Annotated in this window: 21 protein-coding genes; 7 read left to right on the top strand and 14 right to left on the bottom strand. The window is 73.1% G+C overall.

Going from position 1 to position 19,249, the window contains the following annotated elements:
• The 6 genes from ACFY15_RS16640 to ACFY15_RS16615 form a co-directional block, all read right to left on the bottom strand.
• Positions 1 to 2,067 carry an ABC transporter permease subunit gene (locus ACFY15_RS16640; RefSeq protein ID WP_390689520.1) on the bottom strand — a complete coding sequence of 689 codons (2,067 nt, stop codon included), beginning with the start codon at positions 2,065 to 2,067 and terminating at the stop codon, positions 1 to 3.
• Between the two features lie 70 nt (positions 2,068 to 2,137).
• Complete coding sequence (locus ACFY15_RS16635) at positions 2,138 to 3,319, bottom strand: glycine betaine/L-proline ABC transporter ATP-binding protein (protein WP_390689519.1); 1,182 nt, start codon at positions 3,317 to 3,319, stop codon at positions 2,138 to 2,140.
• Entirely contained in the window at positions 3,316 to 4,950 is a 1,635-nt protein-coding gene (locus ACFY15_RS16630; protein ID WP_390689518.1) for a GMC family oxidoreductase, read from the bottom strand. The genes ACFY15_RS16635 and ACFY15_RS16630 overlap by 4 nt, the downstream gene beginning before the upstream one ends.
• Positions 4,947 to 6,485, bottom strand: a complete 1,539-nt coding sequence (locus ACFY15_RS16625; protein ID WP_390689517.1) for an aldehyde dehydrogenase family protein — start codon at positions 6,483 to 6,485, stop codon at positions 4,947 to 4,949. The genes ACFY15_RS16630 and ACFY15_RS16625 overlap by 4 nt, the downstream gene beginning before the upstream one ends.
• Before the next feature lie 283 nt (positions 6,486 to 6,768).
• On the bottom strand, positions 6,769 to 7,092 hold the full coding sequence (locus tag ACFY15_RS16620; RefSeq protein ID WP_390689516.1) for a DMT family transporter: 324 nt from the start codon (positions 7,090 to 7,092) through the stop codon (positions 6,769 to 6,771).
• Positions 7,089 to 7,742 carry an FMN-dependent NADH-azoreductase gene (locus ACFY15_RS16615; protein ID WP_390825688.1) on the bottom strand — a complete coding sequence of 218 codons (654 nt, stop codon included), beginning with the start codon at positions 7,740 to 7,742 and terminating at the stop codon, positions 7,089 to 7,091. The genes ACFY15_RS16620 and ACFY15_RS16615 overlap by 4 nt, the downstream gene beginning before the upstream one ends.
• 112 nt (positions 7,743 to 7,854) lie before the next feature.
• Here ACFY15_RS16615 and ACFY15_RS16610 point away from each other — a divergent pair, with 112 nt between their 5' ends.
• The 3 genes from ACFY15_RS16610 (at position 7,855) to ACFY15_RS16600 (ending at position 9,165) form a co-directional block, all read left to right on the top strand.
• Positions 7,855 to 8,415, top strand: coding sequence for a TetR/AcrR family transcriptional regulator (locus ACFY15_RS16610; protein ID WP_390689514.1), 561 nt, complete (start codon positions 7,855 to 7,857; stop codon positions 8,413 to 8,415).
• A 68-nt stretch (positions 8,416 to 8,483) separates the two neighbouring features.
• The gene (locus ACFY15_RS16605) at positions 8,484 to 8,651 is read left to right on the top strand and encodes a hypothetical protein (RefSeq protein ID WP_390689513.1); all 168 of its coding nucleotides are present in this window, start codon (positions 8,484 to 8,486) and stop codon (positions 8,649 to 8,651) included.
• A 7-nt stretch (positions 8,652 to 8,658) separates the two neighbouring features.
• Positions 8,659 to 9,165 (top strand): hypothetical protein, encoded by a 507-nt coding sequence (locus ACFY15_RS16600; protein ID WP_390825686.1) that lies wholly within the window; start codon positions 8,659 to 8,661, stop codon positions 9,163 to 9,165.
• On the opposite strand, the gene ACFY15_RS16595 is transcribed toward ACFY15_RS16600, so the two are convergent.
• The 4 genes from ACFY15_RS16595 to ACFY15_RS16580 form a co-directional block, all read right to left on the bottom strand.
• The gene (locus ACFY15_RS16595) at positions 9,052 to 10,242 is read right to left on the bottom strand and encodes a hypothetical protein (RefSeq protein WP_390825685.1); all 1,191 of its coding nucleotides are present in this window, start codon (positions 10,240 to 10,242) and stop codon (positions 9,052 to 9,054) included. The two genes, ACFY15_RS16600 and ACFY15_RS16595, sit on opposite strands and share 114 nt — an antisense overlap.
• A gap of 113 nt (positions 10,243 to 10,355) precedes the next feature.
• Positions 10,356 to 10,901 carry a hypothetical protein gene (locus tag ACFY15_RS16590; RefSeq protein ID WP_390825684.1) on the bottom strand — a complete coding sequence of 182 codons (546 nt, stop codon included), beginning with the start codon at positions 10,899 to 10,901 and terminating at the stop codon, positions 10,356 to 10,358.
• Positions 10,898 to 12,652, bottom strand: a complete 1,755-nt coding sequence (gene ctaD / locus ACFY15_RS16585; RefSeq protein ID WP_390689509.1) for a cytochrome c oxidase subunit I — start codon at positions 12,650 to 12,652, stop codon at positions 10,898 to 10,900. The genes ACFY15_RS16590 and ctaD overlap by 4 nt, the downstream gene beginning before the upstream one ends.
• Positions 12,653 to 12,837: 185 nt before the next feature.
• Positions 12,838 to 13,203 carry an acyl-CoA thioesterase gene (locus ACFY15_RS16580; RefSeq protein WP_390825683.1) on the bottom strand — a complete coding sequence of 122 codons (366 nt, stop codon included), beginning with the start codon at positions 13,201 to 13,203 and terminating at the stop codon, positions 12,838 to 12,840.
• 109 nt (positions 13,204 to 13,312) lie between these two features.
• On the opposite strand from ACFY15_RS16580, the gene ACFY15_RS16575 reads away from it, so the two are divergent.
• Both ACFY15_RS16575 and ACFY15_RS16570 read left to right on the top strand, forming a co-directional pair.
• On the top strand, positions 13,313 to 14,371 hold the full coding sequence (locus tag ACFY15_RS16575) for a permease (protein ID WP_390825682.1): 1,059 nt from the start codon (positions 13,313 to 13,315) through the stop codon (positions 14,369 to 14,371).
• A complete protein-coding gene (locus ACFY15_RS16570; protein ID WP_390825681.1) occupies positions 14,368 to 15,240 on the top strand; it encodes a TIGR03943 family putative permease subunit in 873 nt (290 codons plus the stop codon). The genes ACFY15_RS16575 and ACFY15_RS16570 overlap by 4 nt, the downstream gene beginning before the upstream one ends.
• Before the next feature lie 273 nt (positions 15,241 to 15,513).
• Here the strand turns inward: ACFY15_RS16570 and ACFY15_RS16565 are convergent, their stop codons facing one another.
• Together ACFY15_RS16565 and ACFY15_RS16560 are read right to left on the bottom strand one after the other, a co-directional pair.
• The gene (locus ACFY15_RS16565; RefSeq protein WP_390825680.1) at positions 15,514 to 15,738 is read right to left on the bottom strand and encodes a hypothetical protein; all 225 of its coding nucleotides are present in this window, start codon (positions 15,736 to 15,738) and stop codon (positions 15,514 to 15,516) included.
• Between the two features lie 222 nt (positions 15,739 to 15,960).
• Positions 15,961 to 16,848 (bottom strand): hypothetical protein, encoded by an 888-nt coding sequence (locus ACFY15_RS16560; RefSeq protein WP_390825679.1) that lies wholly within the window; start codon positions 16,846 to 16,848, stop codon positions 15,961 to 15,963.
• Between the two features lie 236 nt (positions 16,849 to 17,084).
• Here ACFY15_RS16560 and ACFY15_RS16555 point away from each other — a divergent pair, with 236 nt between their 5' ends.
• The gene (locus ACFY15_RS16555) at positions 17,085 to 17,258 is read left to right on the top strand and encodes a hypothetical protein (protein WP_390825678.1); all 174 of its coding nucleotides are present in this window, start codon (positions 17,085 to 17,087) and stop codon (positions 17,256 to 17,258) included.
• Here the strand turns inward: ACFY15_RS16555 and ACFY15_RS16550 are convergent.
• Positions 17,245 to 17,661, bottom strand: coding sequence for a hypothetical protein (locus ACFY15_RS16550; protein ID WP_390825677.1), 417 nt, complete (start codon positions 17,659 to 17,661; stop codon positions 17,245 to 17,247). The two genes, ACFY15_RS16555 and ACFY15_RS16550, sit on opposite strands and share 14 nt — an antisense overlap.
• Positions 17,662 to 17,856: 195 nt before the next feature.
• On the opposite strand from ACFY15_RS16550, the gene ACFY15_RS16545 reads away from it, so the two are divergent.
• A complete protein-coding gene (locus tag ACFY15_RS16545) occupies positions 17,857 to 18,015 on the top strand; it encodes a hypothetical protein (protein WP_390689492.1) in 159 nt (52 codons plus the stop codon).
• Positions 18,016 to 18,239: 224 nt separating this feature from the next.
• Here the strand turns inward: ACFY15_RS16545 and ACFY15_RS16540 are convergent, their stop codons facing one another.
• On the bottom strand, positions 18,240 to 19,136 hold the full coding sequence (locus ACFY15_RS16540) for a hypothetical protein (RefSeq protein WP_390689491.1): 897 nt from the start codon (positions 19,134 to 19,136) through the stop codon (positions 18,240 to 18,242).
• Positions 19,137 to 19,249 lie beyond the last annotated feature (113 nt).

The raw sequence follows: 19,249 nt of genomic DNA, 5'->3' as shown, positions 1-19,249 counted from the left end.
TCAGGCCCCCTTTCCGGTGCGGGTGCGGCGTTCCGTCGGCTGGGTGACCCGGTCGAGTACCAGGCCCAGGCAGACCATCGCGGCACCGGCGACGAGACCGGTCGCCAGGTCGCCCCGGGCGAGTCCGAACACGGCGTCGTAGCCGAGCGCCCCGCCGCCCACCAGGCCGCCGATGACGACCACGGCCAGGACCAGGACCACGCCCTGGTTGACGGCCAGCAGCAGCGCCGGCCGGGCCAGCGGCAGCTGGACCTGGAGCAGCTGCTGGCGCGCGGTCGCCCCGAGGGACCGCGCGGACTCCACCGCGCCCGGGTCGACCGCCCGCAGGCCCTGCGCGGTGATCCGCACCACCGCGGGCAGCGCGTACACCACGGCCGCCGCGACGGCCGGGGCACGGCCCACGCCGAACAGCGCGACCACCGGGATGAGATAGACGAACTGGGGCATCGTCTGGAAGACGTCGAGGACGGGCCGCAGCAGACGGTCCAGGTGGGCGCTGCGCGCGGCGGCCGCGCCGAGGGCGAAGCCCAGCGGCAGGGTCACGGCGACCGCGGCCAGCACCTGGGAGAGGGTGTCGAGGGCGGGCCCCCACACGCCGAGGGCACCGATCGCGGCCATGGCCAGGACGGCGGTGGCGGCGGTCCGCCAGGTGCCGATCAGCAGGGCGAGGGCGCCGACGGCCAGCAGGACCGACCACCAGGGCAGCCACTGGAGGCCGGAGCGCAGCGGGTTGAGGACCCCGGTGGTGAAGTGGGAGGCCCAGTCGGCGGTGCCGCCGACGACGGGCACTCCGGAGTACAGGTGCGCGGTCATCCAGTCCACGGCCCGGTTGACGGGTCCGGCGGTGTCCACGGTCCACGCCCGCGGCCAGTCGAGCCGGCCGGTGAGGTGACCCGCCACGGCGATCGCGGCGACCAGGGCGGCCGACGCCGGGGCGACCGCGCGGCCGGGTCCGGCCGGACGGGCCGGAGGGGACCCGATCCGGGCCCCCGCGGCGGCCGTGACACGGTCCAGGACCGCGGCGAGCAGCACGATCGGCACGCCCGCGGCGAGCGCCGCACCGACGTCCACGGAGGCCAGCGCCTGGTAGACCCGGTCACCGAGACCGCCCGCGCCGATCACGGAGGCGATCACGGCCATGCCGAGCGCCATCATGATCGACTGGTTCACGCCGAGCAGCAGCTCCTTCCGGGCCAGCGGCAGCCGGGCCGTCAGCAGCCGCTGCCGGCCGGTCGCGCCGAGGGAGGCGGCGGCCTCCATCACCCCGGCGTCCGCGCCGCGCAGTCCGAGGGCGGTGAGGCGGGCCATCGGCGGGGCGGCGTACACCACGGTCGCCAGGACCGCGGCCGGCACGCCGATGCCGAAGACCAGCACCACCGGCAGCAGGTAGGCGAAGGCGGGGAGCACCTGCATGGTGTCGAGCACCGGACGCAGCACACGGTCCATCCGCTCGGACAGGCCGGCGGCCAGCCCGAGGAGCGCGCCGAGCAGCACCGACGCGAGCACCGCCACCACCATCAGGGCGAGGGTCTGCCGGGTGGGGACCCACATGCCCAGCAGTCCGCACGCGGCGCACGCGGCGACGGAGACCAGGGCGAGGCGCACCCCCGCGAGCCGCCAGGCAGCCAGCCCGGCCGCGGCCGTCACCCCGGTCCAGCCGAGGGCTGACAACAGCAGGTACACGGCTCGCACGGAGACGACCACGGCGTTGCTGAGGTGCCCGAGGAAGTAGAGGAAGAGCGGATGGCCGTCGCGGTTGTCGATGATCCAGTCGCCGGCGCGCTCCAGCGGCCCCGACACGTCCACGGTGAGGGCGCCGGGCCAGCTGCCGCCGCCGAGCAGGACGGCGCCCAGGACGAGCAGGAGCGCCGTGCCCGCACCGATCAGCCGGCCGCGGCGGCGCCGCAGCAGGGCCCGCGTTCCGCCGGAACCGGCGTCCGCGCCGGAGCCCGCCTTCGGGGTGCCGCCGCCGGAGCCGGGCTGTGCGGCCGTGCCGGCCGTGCCGGCCGTGCCGGCGCCGGGCGGCGCCGTACGGTCGGCGGGAGGGGAGGCTGCGGTGGCGCTCATCGGCCCCACCGCCCCGGGCCGGGGACCCGTGTGGCGCCGCACGGCGGCGGCCAGGTGGTGTGGGGGTACATCAGGCCACCGCCTTCCCGGACGCGGCGGGGACCCCGGCGACCACGCCCAGCAGCGCCGACTGGTCGACCACCCCCAGGCAGCGCCCGTTCTCGACGACCCGCGCGTTCTCCCCGGTCCGGGCGACCGCCTCGATGGCCTCGTGGACGGTCGCGGTCGGTGCCAGCGCCGGCCCGGCCCCGGTCTCCTCGGCCCGCGCCGGGCGCATCGCCGAGCGGACCGTCAGCACCTGCTCGCGCGGCACGTCCCGGACGAAATCGCGGACGTAGTCGTCGGCGGGGGAGCCGACGATCTCCTCGGGCGTTCCCAGCTGCACGATCCGGCCGTCCCGCATCAGCGCGATCCGGTCGCCGAGCCGCAGCGCCTCGCCGAGATCGTGGGTGATGAAGACCATGGTGCGGCCCTCCTCACGGTGCAGGCGGACGACCTCCTCCTGCATGTCCCGCCGGATCAGCGGGTCGAGTGCGCTGAACGGCTCGTCGAAGAGCAGTACTTCGGGGTCCACCGCGAGCGCGCGGGCCAGTCCCACCCGCTGCTGCTGGCCGCCGGACAGCTGCCCGGGCCGACGCCGCTCCATGCCCTCCAGTCCGACCTTCGCCACGAACTCCGCCGCGCGCTCGCGGCGTTCGCCGCGGCCCACTCCCTGGATCTCCAGGCCGTAGGCGACGTTGTCGAGGACGGTGCGGTGCGGCAGCAGCCCGAAGTGCTGGAAGACCATCGCGGCCCGGTGGCGGCGCAGTTCGCGCAGCCGGGCCGGGTCCATGCCGAGGACGTCCTCGCCGTCGATGGAGAGGCTGCCCGAAGTGGGCTCGATGAGCCGGGTCAGGCAGCGGACCAGCGTCGACTTGCCGGAACCCGACAGGCCCATCACCACGAACACCTCGCCCTTGCGCACGTCGAAGGAGACGTCGCGGACGGCGGCCGTGCAGCCGGTCCGCTCGCGCAGCGAGGCGGCGTCCAGCGACGCCAGTTCCGGATCGGCGGGAACCCGTCCGGCCTTCGGCCCGAAGACCTTCCACAGGTTCCGCACGGCGAAGACGGACGCGGACGCGGACGCGGACGCGGACTCGGACGCGGAGCCGGGCCCGGAGGCGGGCACGGAGCCGATCTCCGGCCCGTCCTTCGCCGGTACGGTGGCCGGCCCCTCGGACCGGGTCCCCGAATGTCTCGTGCTCCGGCTCATCGGCGGGCACCTCCCAGCAGTTCGGCGCACTTCTCCCCGACCATCAGCACCCCGATCATCGGGTTCACGGCGGGCATGGTCGGAAAGACGGACGCGTCGGCGATCCGGACGCCGGACAGGCCCCGGATCCTCAGATCGGGTGTGACGACGGCGAGCGCGTCGTCCTCGGCGCCCATCCGGCAGGTGCCGGCCGGGTGGTACACGGTGTGTGCGACGTGCCGGGCGTACGCGCCGAGCTCCTCGTCGGAGGTGACCTCCGGGCCCGGGCAGACCTCGCGCCGCAGCCAGCCGGCCAGCGGCTCTGCCGCCGCGATCCGCCGGGCGATCCTGATGCCGTCGACCAGGGTCCGGCCGTCGTAGTCGTCCTCGTCGGTGAAGTACCGGAAATCCAGCGCCGGCTTGACCTCGGGGTCGGCGCTCGTCAGGTAGAGCCGGCCGCGGCTGCGCGGCTTGGGGATGTTCGGGGTCATCGACACGCCGTGGGCGGGGCGCTCGTAGCCCAGCCGCTCCGGGTTGTCGGTGAACGGCACCTGGTAGAAGTGGAACATCAGGTCCGGCCCCTGCGCCGCCGGATCCCGGCGGACGAACAGCCCGGCGTCCGAGTCCATCGCGGAGTTCTCCGGTATCGGACCGTTCGTCTCCCACACGATGACCGACTCCGGGTGGTCGAGGAGGTTCTCACCGACCCCCGGCAGGTCGTGCACGACCGGGATGCCCAGCTCCTCCAGGTCGGCCCGGGGTCCGATGCCCGAGTGCAGCAGCAGCCGCGGCGAGTCCACGGCGCCCGCGCACACCAGGACCTCGCGGCGGGCCCGTACCACGCGCTCCCGGCCGTCCGCGGTGCGCACGTGCACCCCGGTGGCCCGGGTTCCCTCCAGCTCCAGCCGGAACGCCCACGTCTCCAGGGCGATGTGCAGGTTCGGCCGGTCCAGGAAGGGGTGCAGGTAGGCGACCGAGGCCGAGGACCGCTTGTTGTCCTCCGGGTGGTACGCCAGGTCGAAGAAGCCGACCCCCTCGTGGAAGGGCTCCTTGTTGAACCCCTCGACCCGGGGGACGCCGAGGGCGCCCTGCGCCGCCTCCACGAAGTCCCGGGCGATGGCGTTCCGGTCGTCCTCGTGGACCGGGACGATGTTGTTGCGGAGCCGGTCGAAGTACGGGTCCATGGAGGCGGCGTCCCAGCCCTCGGCCCCGGCCTCGGCCCACTCGTCCCAGTCGGAGGGGAGCGGCTTGAACGAGATGAGCGTGTTGTGCGAGGAACAGCCGCCCAGCACCCGGGCCCGGCTGTGCCGGATGTGGGAGTTGCCTCGGGGCTGCTCGGTGATGGGGTAGTCGTAGTCCAGTTCGCCGCCGAGCAGCCCCATCCACCGGCGCAGGGTGAGGACGTCCTCGCGGCCGACGTCGCTGGGTCCGCCCTCGATGACGGCCACACTGACCGAGGGGTCCTCGGTCAGCCGGGAGGCGATCACGGAACCGGCGGTTCCGCCGCCGACGACGACGTAGTCGTACACCTGCCCGTCGTGCGGGGCGTCCGGCTCGCGGCGGGCGTCCGGCTCGTGCCGCTCGTGCTGGTCGTGCCGGGCGTCCCGCTCGTGCCGGGCGTTCTGGTCGTGCGTGTCGGACTGGTGGTTCATGCCTGGTGGTCCTTCTGCTGCTCGTTCCGTGCACCGTCGTCCTGTTGTCCGCCGGCGAACCACCGGACGGGACGGGGGGAGAGGTTCCGGTAGACGTGCTTGGCCTCGCGGTACTCGGCGAGGCCGGCGGGGCCCAGTTCGCGGCCGATGCCGGACTTGCCGAAGCCGCCCCATTCGGCCTGCGGCAGGTACGGGTGGAAGTCGTTGATCCAGACGGTGCCGTGGCGCAGCAGCCCGGCCACCCGCCCGGCCCGCTCCTCGTCGGAGGTCCACACCGCGCCGGCCAGGCCGTACTCGGTGTCGTTGCCGAGGGCGACGGCCTCCTCCTCGGTGCGGAAGGTCTCCACGGTGAGGACCGGGCCGAAGACCTCCTCGCGCACCACGCGCATGCCGCGGTGGCAGCGGTCGAGGACCGTGGGCCGGTAGAAGAAGCCCGGGCCCTGCGGCCGGACCCCGCCGGCGCGGAGCACCGCGCCCTCGGTGAGGGCGGAGGCCACGTACTCCTCGGTCCGCTCCCGCTGGGCTGCGGAGACCAGCGGCCCGCACTCGACACCGGGGTCGGTGCCGCGGCCCAGCCGGATCAGCCCGGCCCGGCGGGACAGTTCGGCGACGAAGCGGTCCCGCAGCGGCTCCTCGACGATGAGGCGGGAGCCGGCCGAGCAGACCTGGCCGCTGTGGATGAACGCGGCGTTGAGGGCCTGGTCCACGGCGGTGTCGAAGCCCTCGGGGGTGGCGCAGGCGTCCGCGAAGACGATGTTGGGGTTCTTGCCGCCCAGTTCGAGCGCGACCTTCTTGACGCTGTCGGCCGCCGCCCGCGCGACCTTCGTGCCGCTGACGAGCCCGCCGGTGAACGAGACCAGGTCGACGTCGGGGTGCTCGGCGAGCCGCGCGCCCACGGTGTGCCCGGGACCGGTGACGATGTTGGCGGCGCCGAGCGGGAGCCCGGCCTCCAGCAGCAGCTCCACCAGGGCGACCGTGCTCAGCGGGGTGATCTCGCTGGGCTTGATGACGAAGGTGTTGCCGGCGGCGAGGGCCGGCGCGATCTTCCAGCTGGCCTGGAGGAGCGGGTAGTTCCACGGGGTGATCAGCGCGCAGACGCCCACCGGCTCGTGGACGACCACGCTGCGGACGTCCGGCGACCCGGCGTCGACGACGCGTTCCGTGCTCTCCTCCTCCACCAGGTCGGCGAAGTAGCGGAAGGCGTCGCGCACACAGTCGACGTCGGTGCGGCCCTCCTCCAGCGTCTTGCCCGCGTCCTGGCTCTCCAGGGCGCCGATCCGCTCCCGATCGCGTTCCAGCCGGTCGGCGACCCGGCGCAGCAGGGCGGCGCGCTCGGCGACCGGTGTACGGGGCCAGGCGCCCGCGTCGAAGGCGGCGCGGGCGGCGGCCACCGCGTCGTCGGTGTCCCGGACCCCGCCCTCCGCGACGACCGCGAAGGCGGTGGCGTCGGCGGGGTCGATGATCCGGCGGGTGTCACCGGAGAGCGCGGCTCGCCACTCGCCGCCCACGTGGATGGTCTGTTGTGCTGCGGTCACGTCGGGTATTGCCTTTCGTTCCTTCGGATCCCCCGCCGGTAGCCCGGAGAACCAGAGCGCCCTGCCGGCCGCCCGGAAGCCCGGGTGCCCCCGCCTCCCGGAAGCATGTGGAAGACGGCGCAGAGAGTGATCCACTTCACTGGTCGTATCGGCACGAAAGTGAAAATTCAGGACGAAAGGTGGCCCGGTGCCGCCACGGAATGCAGTGCTCCACACCCGGGTCCGAAGCACCGGCAGGCCGTGGCGGCTTCCGGAGGGCGGTCCGGGACGGCGCCGGCGCCGCCTACTCGGCCGGTGAGGTCGCGTGGGACAGCGCCACGCCGCCGATGATCAGGGCGAGGGCGAGGAAGCGGCCCAGGGTCACCGGTTCCTTGTGGACCGCGACGCCGAGAGTGATGGCTCCGGCCGCGCCGATCCCGGTGAAGACGGCATAGGCCGTGCCGACCGGCAGGCCCTTCATCGCCAGGGACAGCAGGTAGACGGCGACCGCGGCGAGCGCGAAGCAGAGAAGCGTGGGCAGCGGCCGGGTGAACCCGGCCGTGGGTCTGATGCTCTGCGACCAGGCGACCTCCACCAGGCCGGCGGCGACGAGAAGGAGCCAGTTCACAGGGCCCCTCCCGTCGTGCGGGCAGCCTCCAGCGCGGCCGCGCGGGACGCGTCGTGCGCCCCGCGCCGGCCGGCGAGGGCCGGATCGGTGAGGGAGTTGACCAGTTCGGTGCCGAGGAAGGTCATGTCCTCCTCCGGCACGGCGAAGTGCCCGGCGAAGAAGTCGCGCAGGTAGCGCTCCTGGTGGTCGTACGGGTGGCGCGGGGTGCCCGGGCCGTACGCCCCGCCGCGGGCGTACGCCACGACGAACCGCCGTCCGGCGAGGGACATGCGCGGGAAGGTGACCTGGTCGATCCAGGCCTTCAGGGACGCCGGGACCGAGTAGTTGTACATCGGCGTGGCGATCAGCACGACGTCGGCGGCGACGAGTTCGGACAGCAGCGGCTCGACGACGGCCCAGGCCGCCTCCTGCGCGGGAGTGCGCACGGCTTCCCTGTAGCGGGCGGGGTCCGTGATCCCGTGCTCCAGGACGTGGTCGCACAGCTCGGTCCACGCCTCGCCGATCTGCGGGACGGGAGTCCTGGCCAGATCGCGGCGGATGTGGACGCCGTCCGGGTGGGACGCGCGCCAGGCGGCGGCGACGGCGTCACCGGCCTCCCGGCTGAAGGACCGGCGGCGGGCACTGGCGTCGAGATGCAGCAGCGTGGTCATGACGGAGACCCCTTGGTATGGGCGGGACGGTAACCGGACACGGCGTCCAGTTATACCGGACGAGAGGCTCAACCGGACAGGTCGTCCGGTTATTCCTGTAGGCTGGGGTGTCATGGGGACGAGGGAACGCGCGGATGCCGCCCGCAACCGGGCCAAGGTGCTCTCCGCCGCCGCAGAGCTGTTCGCCGCCGGTGATCCCCGGTCGGTCACGATGGAGGACATCGCCCGGGCGGCCGGCATCGGCCGCGGCACGCTCTACCGCCGCTATCCGGACGTCACGTCCATCGCGGCGGCCCTCCTCGACGAGCACGAACGCCGCCTGCAGGAAGAGCTGTTGCGCGGGACCCCTCCACTGGGCCCCGGCGCGCCGCCGGCCGAGCGGCTCGCCGCCTTCTACGCCGCCATGGTCGACCTGCTGGACACCCACGGCCACCTCGTGCTCGGTGCCGAGACCGGCGAGAAGCGCTTCACCGTCGGGGCGTACGGCTTCTGGCGCGTCCACGTCCTCGTCCTGCTGCGCGAGTCCGGTGCACCGGACCCGGAGGCCCTGGTCGACGGCCTGCTCGCGCCGCTGGCACCGGAGGTCTTCCTCCAGCAGCGCGCGCAGGGAGTGACGCCGGACCGGATCAAAGCGGCGCTGGGGCGACTGGCGGGCGTGCTGTCCGCCGGCTGAACGGGCCCTCGGACCTACCGGACGCTTGCCGGTGGGCGTTCCGCTGCTGCCGGTGAGGGCCCGCCGCCGTGTTCAACGTGACGGCGTGCGGCCTGCTGTGGGCCTGGTTCGGTCCGGCCGGCTGGCGCACACTGGTGGCGGAGACCGGCTGGAGCTGGGACCGGGCTGAGGCCTTCCTCCTCCGCACCGCCGTCGCCACGCTCCGCACCCCGCTCGACGACCAGGAAGAAGCGTGAGGCCCCGATGACGACGAAGTCCCCTGACCCGATGCTGGAGCTGCTGTCGGCGGACGGTCCGGATCCGGACCACGCGGAGGCGCTGATGCTCTACGGCCGGCTGGTCGGAACGTGGAACATCAGCAACCGGTACCGGTTCGGTGAGGGCCAGTGGCGAACCGCGGCGGGTGAGTGGCGCTTCGGCTGGGCCCTCGGCGGGCGGGTGGTGCAGGACGTGCTCTTCTGCCCGGACTTCCACGACCGCTTCCCCGGCACCACCGTCCGCATGTACGACGTCACGACCGGGCTCTGGCAGATCACGTGGATCTCGCCGAAGCTCCCCTCCTACTTCGCCCAGGTCGGCCGGCCCGACGGCGCCGGCGGGATGATCCAGGAGGGAACCGATGCCGAGGGCAGGCGCTCACGGTGGACCTTCACGGACGTCACGCCGACCTCCTTCCGCTGGCAGGGGTTCGACGCCACCCCGGACGGCGAGTTCGAGCTGTTCCAGGAGATGCACGCGACACGCCGGTAGGCCGGCCTGGTCCGCGAAAGCCGGGTATCCCGGCAGCGGAGGCACCTCCCAGCCCCCGGCCACCTCGCGCAACAGCGACCGCATCGTCTCCGCCAGCGCCGGGAACTCCTCCAGCCCGCTCGCGGCCTCCCAGCGGTGCCTCAGCACCTGGCGCCTCGTCGGGGCCGGACGCCGGGTCCGGTGGAGCGGACCGTCCTCCGCGATGCGAGGCAGCAGGCGCACTGTCGCGTCCACCGTCCAGACCGCTGTGGCCTGCCGCATGCCGGCCTGCCACACCTCGTCCTCGGCCAGCGCCGGGTACGCGCCGACGACCTCCGCGCGAAACGCCCGCTCGATCTCCGCGGCCGGCCCGGCCGGCAGGGTGAAGACGCACCAGCAGCTGGAGAACGGCATCCGGCAGTACGCGGCCGTCAGGAACACCGACTGGTAGCAGGCCGCCTCGAAGTCGATCAGCCGCAGCCCGTCCGGTGTGAGCAGGTTGTTGTCAGGACAGGTGTCTCCCGGGGTGAAGGCCGGATACTCCTCCCCGGACGCCGTGCCGATCCGGGCCAACTCCTCCTCCAGGCCCGCAGGAGGCGGGATTCCGGCGCCGTCGAGCAGCGCGGGCAGAGCGGCGGCGTTCTGCGCGATCCACGGCTCCTCCTCCCAGGACGGCATGCCCTTGTGGTACCGGGACCACAGCCGTTCGAGATCGGCACGCCGGCCCACCGATGCGGCGGCCAGCGCCCCGAGCCCACGGGCCCAGGCCAGCAACCCGTCCTCGGCGGCGGCCGGATCGTCCCCGAGGAGAACGTCCGCCAGGGTGGGCGCGTTCCCGAGGTCCGCCATCACCAGCAGCGGAACCTCGGGGTCCACACCCAGGACCTCGGGGCCGGCGATCCCGAGGGACAGCCCGGCGGCCTCGGCCGTGAAGCAGCGCAGGGACTCCGGCTCGTTGCCGAACGCCTTGACGATCACACTGCCGCCGTCGGCCGTCGTACAGCGCAACACGGTGCTGCGCGAGCTGCCGCCCAGGTCGACCGGGCCGGACAGCTCGGAATCCAGCAGTTCACCGGCGGCTCGCAAGATCGACTCCATCGCGGCATTCTGCCACCGGCGCCCCGGACACCGCAGGCCGGTTTCCGAGCGTCGACGCCCTGCACGGGAGGCCGGAAGCCACTCGGGGGGCGGCGACCTACGCGCCGGCTGCTTCATCCCGGACCGCGCAACCCCCGCGGCCGGCGGACCGCCCTCGCCACCGCCGCCGCCACGGCGACCACCGGCACCGCAGGTCCCAGCACCAGCACCCCCGGCCCGGCCCCCAGGGCGGCCGCCCCCACCAGCAGCGCCACCCCGGCGGCGAGCGCCAGGCCCAGCCCGGCCGCCACCCGGCCCGGCGAACCGGCCCGGTCCCCGCCGTCACCGGGAAGCAGGTCCGGCAGCCGCAGCGCCGCCCAGTCGGCCGCCGCCTCTCGCTCCTCGCGGCGGCGCAGCGCCACCGCGAGGAGCCGCAGCACCACGGTGGCCGCCGCGCCCGTCACCGCCGCCCCGAGCAACGCCCACCCGGGCGCCGGCAGCAGCGGGACCAGGAGGGCGACCGTGGACCAGCCGACGAGGCAGCCCGCGGCGGCGACCCGGCGCGAGGCGGGCCGGTCGGCGCCCGCCCGCAGATCCGCCAGCGAGGGTACGTACCAGACGCACCCCGCGGCCGTCACCGCGGCGAGACCCAGCACGGGCACCACCGCAGAGCCGGTCATTCCCCCTCCCGCGTGACGGCACCGGCGGCGGCCACCGGGACGGGCGTTTCGGCGGCGGCAGCGGCGGCGGCGATCTGCGGGTGGTGCAGGTCGAAGGCGGGCGACTCCGAGCGAATGCGCGGCAGCACCAGGAAGTTGTGGCGGGGAGGCGGGCAGGAGGTCGCCCATTCGAGGGAGCGGCCGTACCCCCAGGGGTCGTCCACCTCGACCTTCTTCCCGCACTTGGCGGTCTTCCAGACGTTGTAGAAGAACGGCAGGAAGGACAGGCCGAGCAGGAACGAGCCGATACTGGAAAGGGTGTTGAGCGTGGTGAAGCCGTCGGCGGCCAGGTAGTCCGCGTACCGCCGGGGCATACCCGCGGCGCCCAGCCAGTGCTGTACCAGGAAGGTCAGGTGGAAGCCCACGGTGAGCGTCCAGAAGGTGATCCTGCCGAGTCGCTCGTCCAGCATTCTGCCCGTGAACTTCGGCCACCAGAAGTGGAAGCCGGCGAACATCGCATACACCACGGTGCCGAAGAGCGTGTAGTGGAAGTGCGCGACGACGAAGTACGAGTCGGAGACGTGGAAGTCCATCGGCGGCGAGGCCAGGATGACACCGGTCAGACCACCGAAGACGAACGTCACCAGGAAGCCGGTGGTCCAGAGCATCGGCGTCTCGAACGACAGCGAGCCCTTCCACATGGTGCCGATCCAGTTGAAGAACTTCACACCGGTCGGGACCGCGATCAGGAAGGTCATGAAGGAGAAGAACGGCAGCAGCACACCGCCGGTGACGTACATGTGGTGCGCCCACACGGTCACCGAGAGGCCGGCGATCGCGATCGTCGCGGCGACCAGACCGATGTAGCCGAACATCGGCTTGCGGGAGAAGACCGGGATCACCTCGGAGACGATGCCGAAGAACGGCAGCGCCAGGATGTACACCTCGGGATGGCCGAAGAACCAGAACAGGTGCTGCCACAGCAGCGCGCCGCCGTTGGCCGGGTCGTAGACGTGTGAGCCGAACTTGCGGTCCGCTTCCAGGGCGAAGAGCGCCGCCGCGAGCACCGGGAAGACCAGCAGCACCAGCAGCGCGGTGAGCAGCACGTTCCAGGTGAAGATCGGCATGCGGAACATCGTCATGCCGGGGGCGCGCATGCAGATGATCGTGGTGATGAAGTTGACCGCGCCGGCGATGCTGCCGAAGCCGGAGAGCGCCACGCCCATGATCCACATGTCGGCGCCGAGACCGGGGGAGTGGGTGGCGTCCGAGAGCGGCACGTAGAGGAACCAGCCGAAGTCCGGGGCGCCCTGCGGGGTGAGGAAGCTGCCCGCCGCGATCAGCGAGCCGAACAGGAAGAGCCAGAAGGCCAGCATGTTCAGCCGGGGGAAGGCCACGTCCGGCGCGCCGATCTGCAGTGGCATGATCCAGTTGGCGAAGCCGGTGAACAGCGGCATGGCGAAGAGCAGCAGCATGATCGAGCCGTGCATCGTGAACGCCTGGTTGAACTGCTCGTTCGACATGATCTGCGTGCCCGGCCGGGCCAGTTCGGCGCGCATGGCCAGGGCCATGACGCCGCCGACGATGAAGAAGAAGAAGGCCGAGACCAGGTACATCGTGCCTATCTTCTTGTGGTCGGTGGTCGTCAGCCACTCCACCCACGTCGGGCGATCCGCCCGCGCCGGCGCCCCGCCGGCTGCGGGGGGCCGCCCCGCGGTCGCCAACTCGTCACCACTCACCGTGTCCACCGGACAGGGCCTCCCCATCTGCATCCGCTCCGCTGCGCACGGGAGTCCGTCCCGGGCGACGGCAGGCCGACTGCCGCCGGATCATGATCAGACGGGTGTGTTCGCCGTCGACAGGGACGAATGGTCCCGACCGGGCTTCGAACGCAGGGCCGAACGGCCCTCTCGGGCCCGGTCCGCCGCCCGGACCCCGGGCCCGACGCCGGCCCCGCCTATGCCTCCGGCTCCTCCTCCAGCAGGCCCGGTACGGGACGCGGCCGGCCCTCCGCGTCGACGGCGACGAAGGTCAGGCGGGCCGTGGCCACGTCGGTGGCGGGGGTGGTGGTGGCGTTCCGGCGCTCGGCGGTGACGCGTACGGCCACCGTCATCGAGGTCCGGCCGGTGCGTTCGAGGAGGGCGTGGACGGTGAGGAGGTCCCCGGCGCGGGCGGGTCGGGTCTCCGTGCACGCTCGTCGCGCACGGGCGGTGGCAGGTTTTCGGACGCACGGGCACGCCTGCCGGCTCTCCTGCTCTGCCGGCGGACACCTACTGGCCGTCGCTTCCCGCCGGGGCGGCGGCTGCTCGGGCCACCCGGCCATAGATGAACACGATTGTCGTCGGCTAGTGTGTGCCCGCTCGCGCCGGGCCACCCGGGCGGGCCGGGCACGTTCCGCCGCTCCGCGGTGGAGGAAGAGCAAGGGGTACAGCGTGGTCGAGGGCTCGGCGAGCACGGCGACGGAACCACCGCCACCCCGTCCTGCCGGCCCGCGTGGCGGTGGGGCAGACCCGGAGCGGCGGCACCGGTCGAGGGCCGGCACGGCCGGATCGGCCCTGGTCGGGGCCGCCGTGGTCGCGGTGCTCGCCGGACCGTGGCTGGAGCGGCACTTCGGCCTGCCGGCGTTCGGGGCCTGGCGCACGCTGCTGGTGGCCATCGTCATGCAGGGCGTGCCGTTCCTCGTCCTCGGCACGATCGTCTCGGCGGCCATCGGCGCGTTCGTCCCCGACCGGGTCTTCTCCAGGATCCTGCCCCGCAACCCCGTCCTCGCCGTTCCGGTGGCCGGTGCCGCCGGAGTGGTGCTGCCGGGCTGCGAGTGCGCCTCGGTGCCGGTCGCCGGCAGCCTGATGCGCCGGGGCGTGGCCCCCGCGGCGGCCCTGACGTTCCTGCTCGCCGCGCCCGCCGTCAACCCGGTGGTGCTCGTCGCGACCGCGATCGCGTTCCCCGGCAAGCCGGAGATGGTGGCCGCGCGGTTCGGCGCCTCGCTCGTCACCTCGGTCGTCATGGGCTGGCTGTGGATCAGGTGGGGGCGCGAGGAATGGCTGCGGCTGCCGACGGGGCCGGGGCACGTGCGGCACGCACTCGGCGTGGGCCGGACGGAGGCCTTCCGCCGCGGGCTTCAGCACGACTTCCTACAGGCGGGCGGCTTCCTGGTGGTCGGCGCCATGGCCGCCGCCACCTTCAACGTCCTCGTATCGCCGTCCGTCCTGGAGGCCTTCTCCGGCTCTCCATGGCTGGGCGTCCTCGTGGCGGCGGCGCTCGCGGTGCTCCTGTCGGTCTGCTCGGAGGCGGACGCGTTCGTCGCGTCCTCGTTCACCGGCTTCTCGCCCACCGCCCGCCTCGCCTTCATGGTGGTGGGGCCCATGGTCGACATGAAGCTGATCGCCCTGCAGTCGGGGGCCTTCGGGAGGGCGTTCGCCGTGCGGTTCTGCGCCGGCACGTTCGTCGTGGCCGTCCTGTGCTCCGTACTCGTCGGAAGCGTGCTCCTGTGACCGGACGACCCCACGCCTCCATGGCGGACGCGCCCCTGCTGAGCGGACTCGGCCGGCCGCTCCTGCTGGTGCTGACCGGCACGGGCCTGCTTCACACCACCGTGCGCAGCGACGTGTACCTCCGGTACGTGAGGGAGGGACTGCGGCCGTACCTCGTCGCCTCCGGCCTCCTGCTGGTCGCCCTGGGCCTCGCGGGCCTCGGCGTCGAACTGGTGCGTCGCCTGCGGCAGCCGCCGGGCGGCGACCCGGAAGGGAACGACGACACCACGGCAGGGAACGACGACCACGACCACGGGCACGGCCCCCACCACGGCCACGGCCACGGCCACGGGCACGGGCACGATCACGCCCACGCTTACGGGCACGGCGCCGGCGGGCACGTCGCCTGGCTCCTCGCCGCGCCCGCCCTCACCCTGATGTTCCTCGCCCCGCCGGCGCTCGGCTCGTACACGGCCTCGCGGGACGGGGCGGCGTCCGGCGCCGAGCAGAACACCTACGAGGAACTCGCGGACGCGCCCACCACCCCCTTGGCCCTCGAGGAGTTCATCGGACGCTCCGTTCACGCGCCCAAGACCCTGCGCGGCCGCCAGATCCGGCTCCTCGGGTTCGTCTCCGCCGGCAAGAGCCCGGACGCCTGGTACCTCAACCGGCTGAAGCTCAGTTGCTGCGCGGCCGACGCACGGACCCTGCACGTGGAGATGCACGGCGGGAAGGCACCCGGCAACGACACCTGGGTCGAGGTCACAGGCGTCCTGCAACCCGGCGACGTCACTGCCGAGAACCCCGTCCCGACCATGGACGTCGAGGTCCTGAAGCCCGTCGCCCCACCGCGCAACCCCTACCTCGACGCGCCGCCCACCGACGGCTGAGCCCCCGCCTCCCCCGTGGGAAGGGAGCGGGGCCGATCCGGTGCCGGACCAGGAGGCTCGCCGGGCCGTCGGGCACGGAGGTGGGGCTTCTCCCACGCGTGGGGCTCGGCGGGCCTGGACGGCGGCCGAGGCCGCGGGCACGGCGCGAGAATCCGCACGACGACCCGACCCGTTGGACGCACTCCGCCGGGCCCTCGATGCGGACAGGCCGCGTCGCAGCTGAGCCGGAACTCCGCGGTGGGGCTCCGGGCGGCTGTTCTCGCTCCGTACGGTTCAGTCGGACCAGGGCGACCCGGTGACAGCCGGGTACCCCCGGACGGCTACGGGCCTGCGGCGGTAGCCGCCCCGGAGCAGCTCCGCCGGCAGCGGCCCCTCGGGCCCGAGCTGGGCCGAGTGGATCTGCCAGGTCACCAGGAAGTGACCGCCGAGCAGGTTTGTCAGCCCGAGCGCCACCCGCAACCTGCCCGCCTGGCCGAGCCCTTTGCCGGTGAAAGCCACCGAACCGAGCCCGTTGCACAGGTTCAGGGCTGCGAAGGGTGGCAGGTGTGTCGCCGGAGGATGCGGTGGGCGGTCCGCTGCGGCGATGCCGCAGCGGACCTGTCCGGAGCTCACGTCGCAGCGGCAGGGACGACACCGAGCCGGGCGGCCCTCACCCGTTCAGGGACCCGGCAGGCGTGCCACCGACGTCCCGGCACGACACACCTGAGCCGCAGGGACCGGTCAGACCTTGTTGTAGGTCCCGGTGTGCCAGAGGGCGCCGCCCTTGCCCGGGCCGCCGTCCTTCTTGTAGACGACGAAGTTGCCGTCGTCCTGGAGCAGGGCGTAGGCGCCGGTGTTGTTCGCCGTGCCCGCCCGCCAGCGGACCGTGGTGCGGCCTTCCTCGACGAGGGTCAGGTCCCCGCGGTCCTTGGGCGCCATCTGCAGCGTCACCCGGCGGCTGCCCCCGTACGTGCCGCTGCTCCAGATGGCCTTGCCGTCCCGCTTGCGGTACATGACGAGGTTGTTGTCCTGCTGGAGGACCAGCCACACGGTCGCGGACTGGGCCCAGTTGCCCGTCCACCAGCCTTCGGCGGCCGTCGCGGCGTCCGAGCACAACCAGGCCTGCCGCTCCGAGCTACGGGTGGACCACCGGGTGGCGCTGCGGCCCTCGACGAGGAACTCGCCGCCGAGCAGGGACGCCTTGACGCTCCCCGTGCCGCCGTTGCCGTACGTCCCGGTGTGCCAGAGGGCGCCGCCCAGGCCGTTGCCGCCGCCCTTCTTGTAGACGACGAAGTTACCGTCGGCCTGCATGGTGGCGTAGGCGCCGGGGTTGCCGTGCGTGCCACTGGCCCACAGGGGGAGCTTGTAGCCGCCCGGGGTGCCGAGTGCGTACAGCACCAGGTTGCCGTCGGGCTGCATGACCAGTTCGGTGGTGCTCACCCTGTCCACGAGGCGGGCCCCCGCCTCCAGGCGCTGGCCGGGGTAGAGCGTCGCGAGGACGCCGCTCTGCGGTCCGCGGCACTGCGCCGGGGCGGCCGCGGCCGGGGCGGCCGCGGCGGGGACCAGCGTCGCCGACGCGGACACGATGAGCAGGGACACGAAGGTTCTTCGGAGCGCATGGGTGCGCATGATGGGTTCCCCCCAGGGAAAAGTGACTCCGACCAGGCGGTTGTCGCCGGTCGTTCGAGATCCCTTTCTACACGGCCCGTCAAATCCGTTTCTCCGGCCGCTGCCGTCAGCCCGTTCGAAGGCAGTGCCGTCGGGGCCGGCCGAGGCGGTCCCGGCCCGTCCGCTGATCCGGACCGTTCTGCCTGGGGGAGGGGCGACCCGTCCCCACACGCTGGACAAGAGCGCGACGAGTCGCCATGGTCTTCACCGTGGCCTCCACCAGCGGCGTCGTGCTGCGCCCCTACACCTCCGCCGACGTCCGGCAGGTCCTGGCACTGGTCGATGCCGACCGCCTGCCCGGTCAGCCGGTCACCACTCCCGCGATGCTCGCAGAGGCGCTCGCGGGCCGGGCGGCTGTCAGGGGGCGGTGATGTGGGCCAGGGCGGTGTGGAGTCGGCGGATGGCGTCCTCGGCCTCGGTGTACTGCTCGGGGGTGGGCCGGAGGGCGCCGAAGGTGAAGCCGTCCTCGGCGGGCAGGGCGCGCCAGTGCAGGACGGGCGTCAGGACGGTGGAGGCCGCGCCGAGGAACCAGGCGAGGCGTCCGTGGACGCTGGCGACGGCGGTGGCCAGGACGGCGAGCGCTTCCCGCAGGCATTCCAGGCGGTCGATCGCGGAGAGGGCTTCCTGGGTGTGCGGGGAGCCGATGGCGGCATGGAGGTCGGCGGCGGCCTTCGCGGCGACGGTGCGGTCGGTGGGGGCCGGCTCCCAGGTGTGGTCGCGGACCTGCTGCTCGGCTTCCTCGGCCAGGCCCTCGATGCTCGTCCGCATGTCCATGCGATCACCCTAAGACCCGTGGCCGATCGCGGGAGGGTGCCGCGACGGAGGGCGAGGAACGTCGTGGCGCCGAGTCGCTGCCCGGCGGGGGGCGGGCGGAACCGGGTGACGGTCGGCGGCCCCGCGTCCCGTGTGCGCACGAGTGAAGTACCGTCGGCGGGAATAGACCGCGGTGCAGCGGTCCAGGATGTTCCCATGCACGAGGATCCTGTTCAACTTGTCGAGGCCATCGCCGTCGCCGTGCGCGAGGGAGACGACCGCCGCATCGGTCTCCTGCTGGGCCGGCTCAAGTACGTGGCGGACCTCTCCCACCTGATACAGCTTCGTCGGACGTTGTACTCCTACGAGGCGTAGAGGCGTAGGGAACTCCGGCCGCCGGGCGGCCGCACGCGGGGGAGGGTGGCGCCTCGGCACCCGCGGCCGCCGGCGGGCACGGCGCCGGGGCAGCGCTGGGACGGACCGTTGCGGCGACGTCGCGGCCGACGGCGACGGGCAGCAGGGCCTGGCCGGTGGCCGAGCACCTGACGGAAGCTGACGTAAGCCGCCCTTGCGCACGCGGGCGAGTTGAGTCGGCTTCCTCAGCGTTTTCTGGTCAGGCGGGCCAGGAAGGCCTGGCCGCGGGCGGTCTGCCAGCGTGACCGTGTCTGGCGCAGGAGGGTGTCCCATTGGAGGCGGACCTCGTGGTCGGGCGGCCGTTCGCCGCGGCCGATCCTGACGAGTTCGTCCTGCACCTCGCGCCCGAGCGCTGCCGAGCAGACGGTTGCCAGCATGGCTCCGAAGAGGCCGGAGAGCATGGCGAAGACCGCGCCGACGGCGCCGTAACGGTTCGTGTAGGAGTTGAACAGGCGGGGGAGATAGGCGGTCATGGCCATCGAGTAGCCGGTGAGGAGGACCGCTCCGATGCAGCCGAAGGGCGTGAGGCCGCGCTTGGTGATCCGGCCGGCGGACAGGATCCGTCCGCCCCAGATGAGGAAGGCCGCCGTCAGCGGTGCCATGACGGCGGACGCTCCCACGGCCAGGGGTCTGCGGCCGAGCGCTGCGTGGATCCAGCAGCCCAGTGCGGCGTACACGGCCAGCAGCATGATCCACTTCACGTCGTTGACCGTGTTGCGAACACTCAGTGGCCGCAGCTCCCAGCCCTGCTCGAAGAGCCGTTGGGCCGCTCGCGCGAAACTCAGCACGGAGATCAGGAGGAAGACGGCTCCGAAGACTCCCAGCGAGGTCGAGTCGCCGGACACGGACAGGACGTGGCGTACGGCTTCGGCGCCGTCCCCCGTCAGCCCGTAGCGGTTGATGACGCCTTCGGCGATGTCCTTGCCGACCACGCGCGTCGTGAGGAGGCCGCAGAGGATGGCCAGGGGTACCAGGGCCGTCAGAGCGGCGGACGCCAGGGCCATCGACCGGTCGAAGCCGACGAGCCGCTGGAACCTGCCGGCCACGCGCAGCGCAAACGCGGGGCGGAGCCAGAAGGTCACGGCCCTCAGAACGGTCTCGCGGTTGACAGGTGCCGTTTTGGGCCTCCGAGCCGTGTGGGGTGACGCTGTCATCGAAGGACCCGGCCTGGTTCGGCGGGTGCCCTGACCAGGGC

Source organism: Streptomyces sp. NPDC001373 (genome assembly GCF_042895815.1).
Taxonomy (GTDB): domain Bacteria; phylum Actinomycetota; class Actinomycetes; order Streptomycetales; family Streptomycetaceae; genus Streptomyces.
Note: the sequence above shows the minus strand (reverse complement) of the source record. Positions and strands in the feature narration are given on the sequence as shown.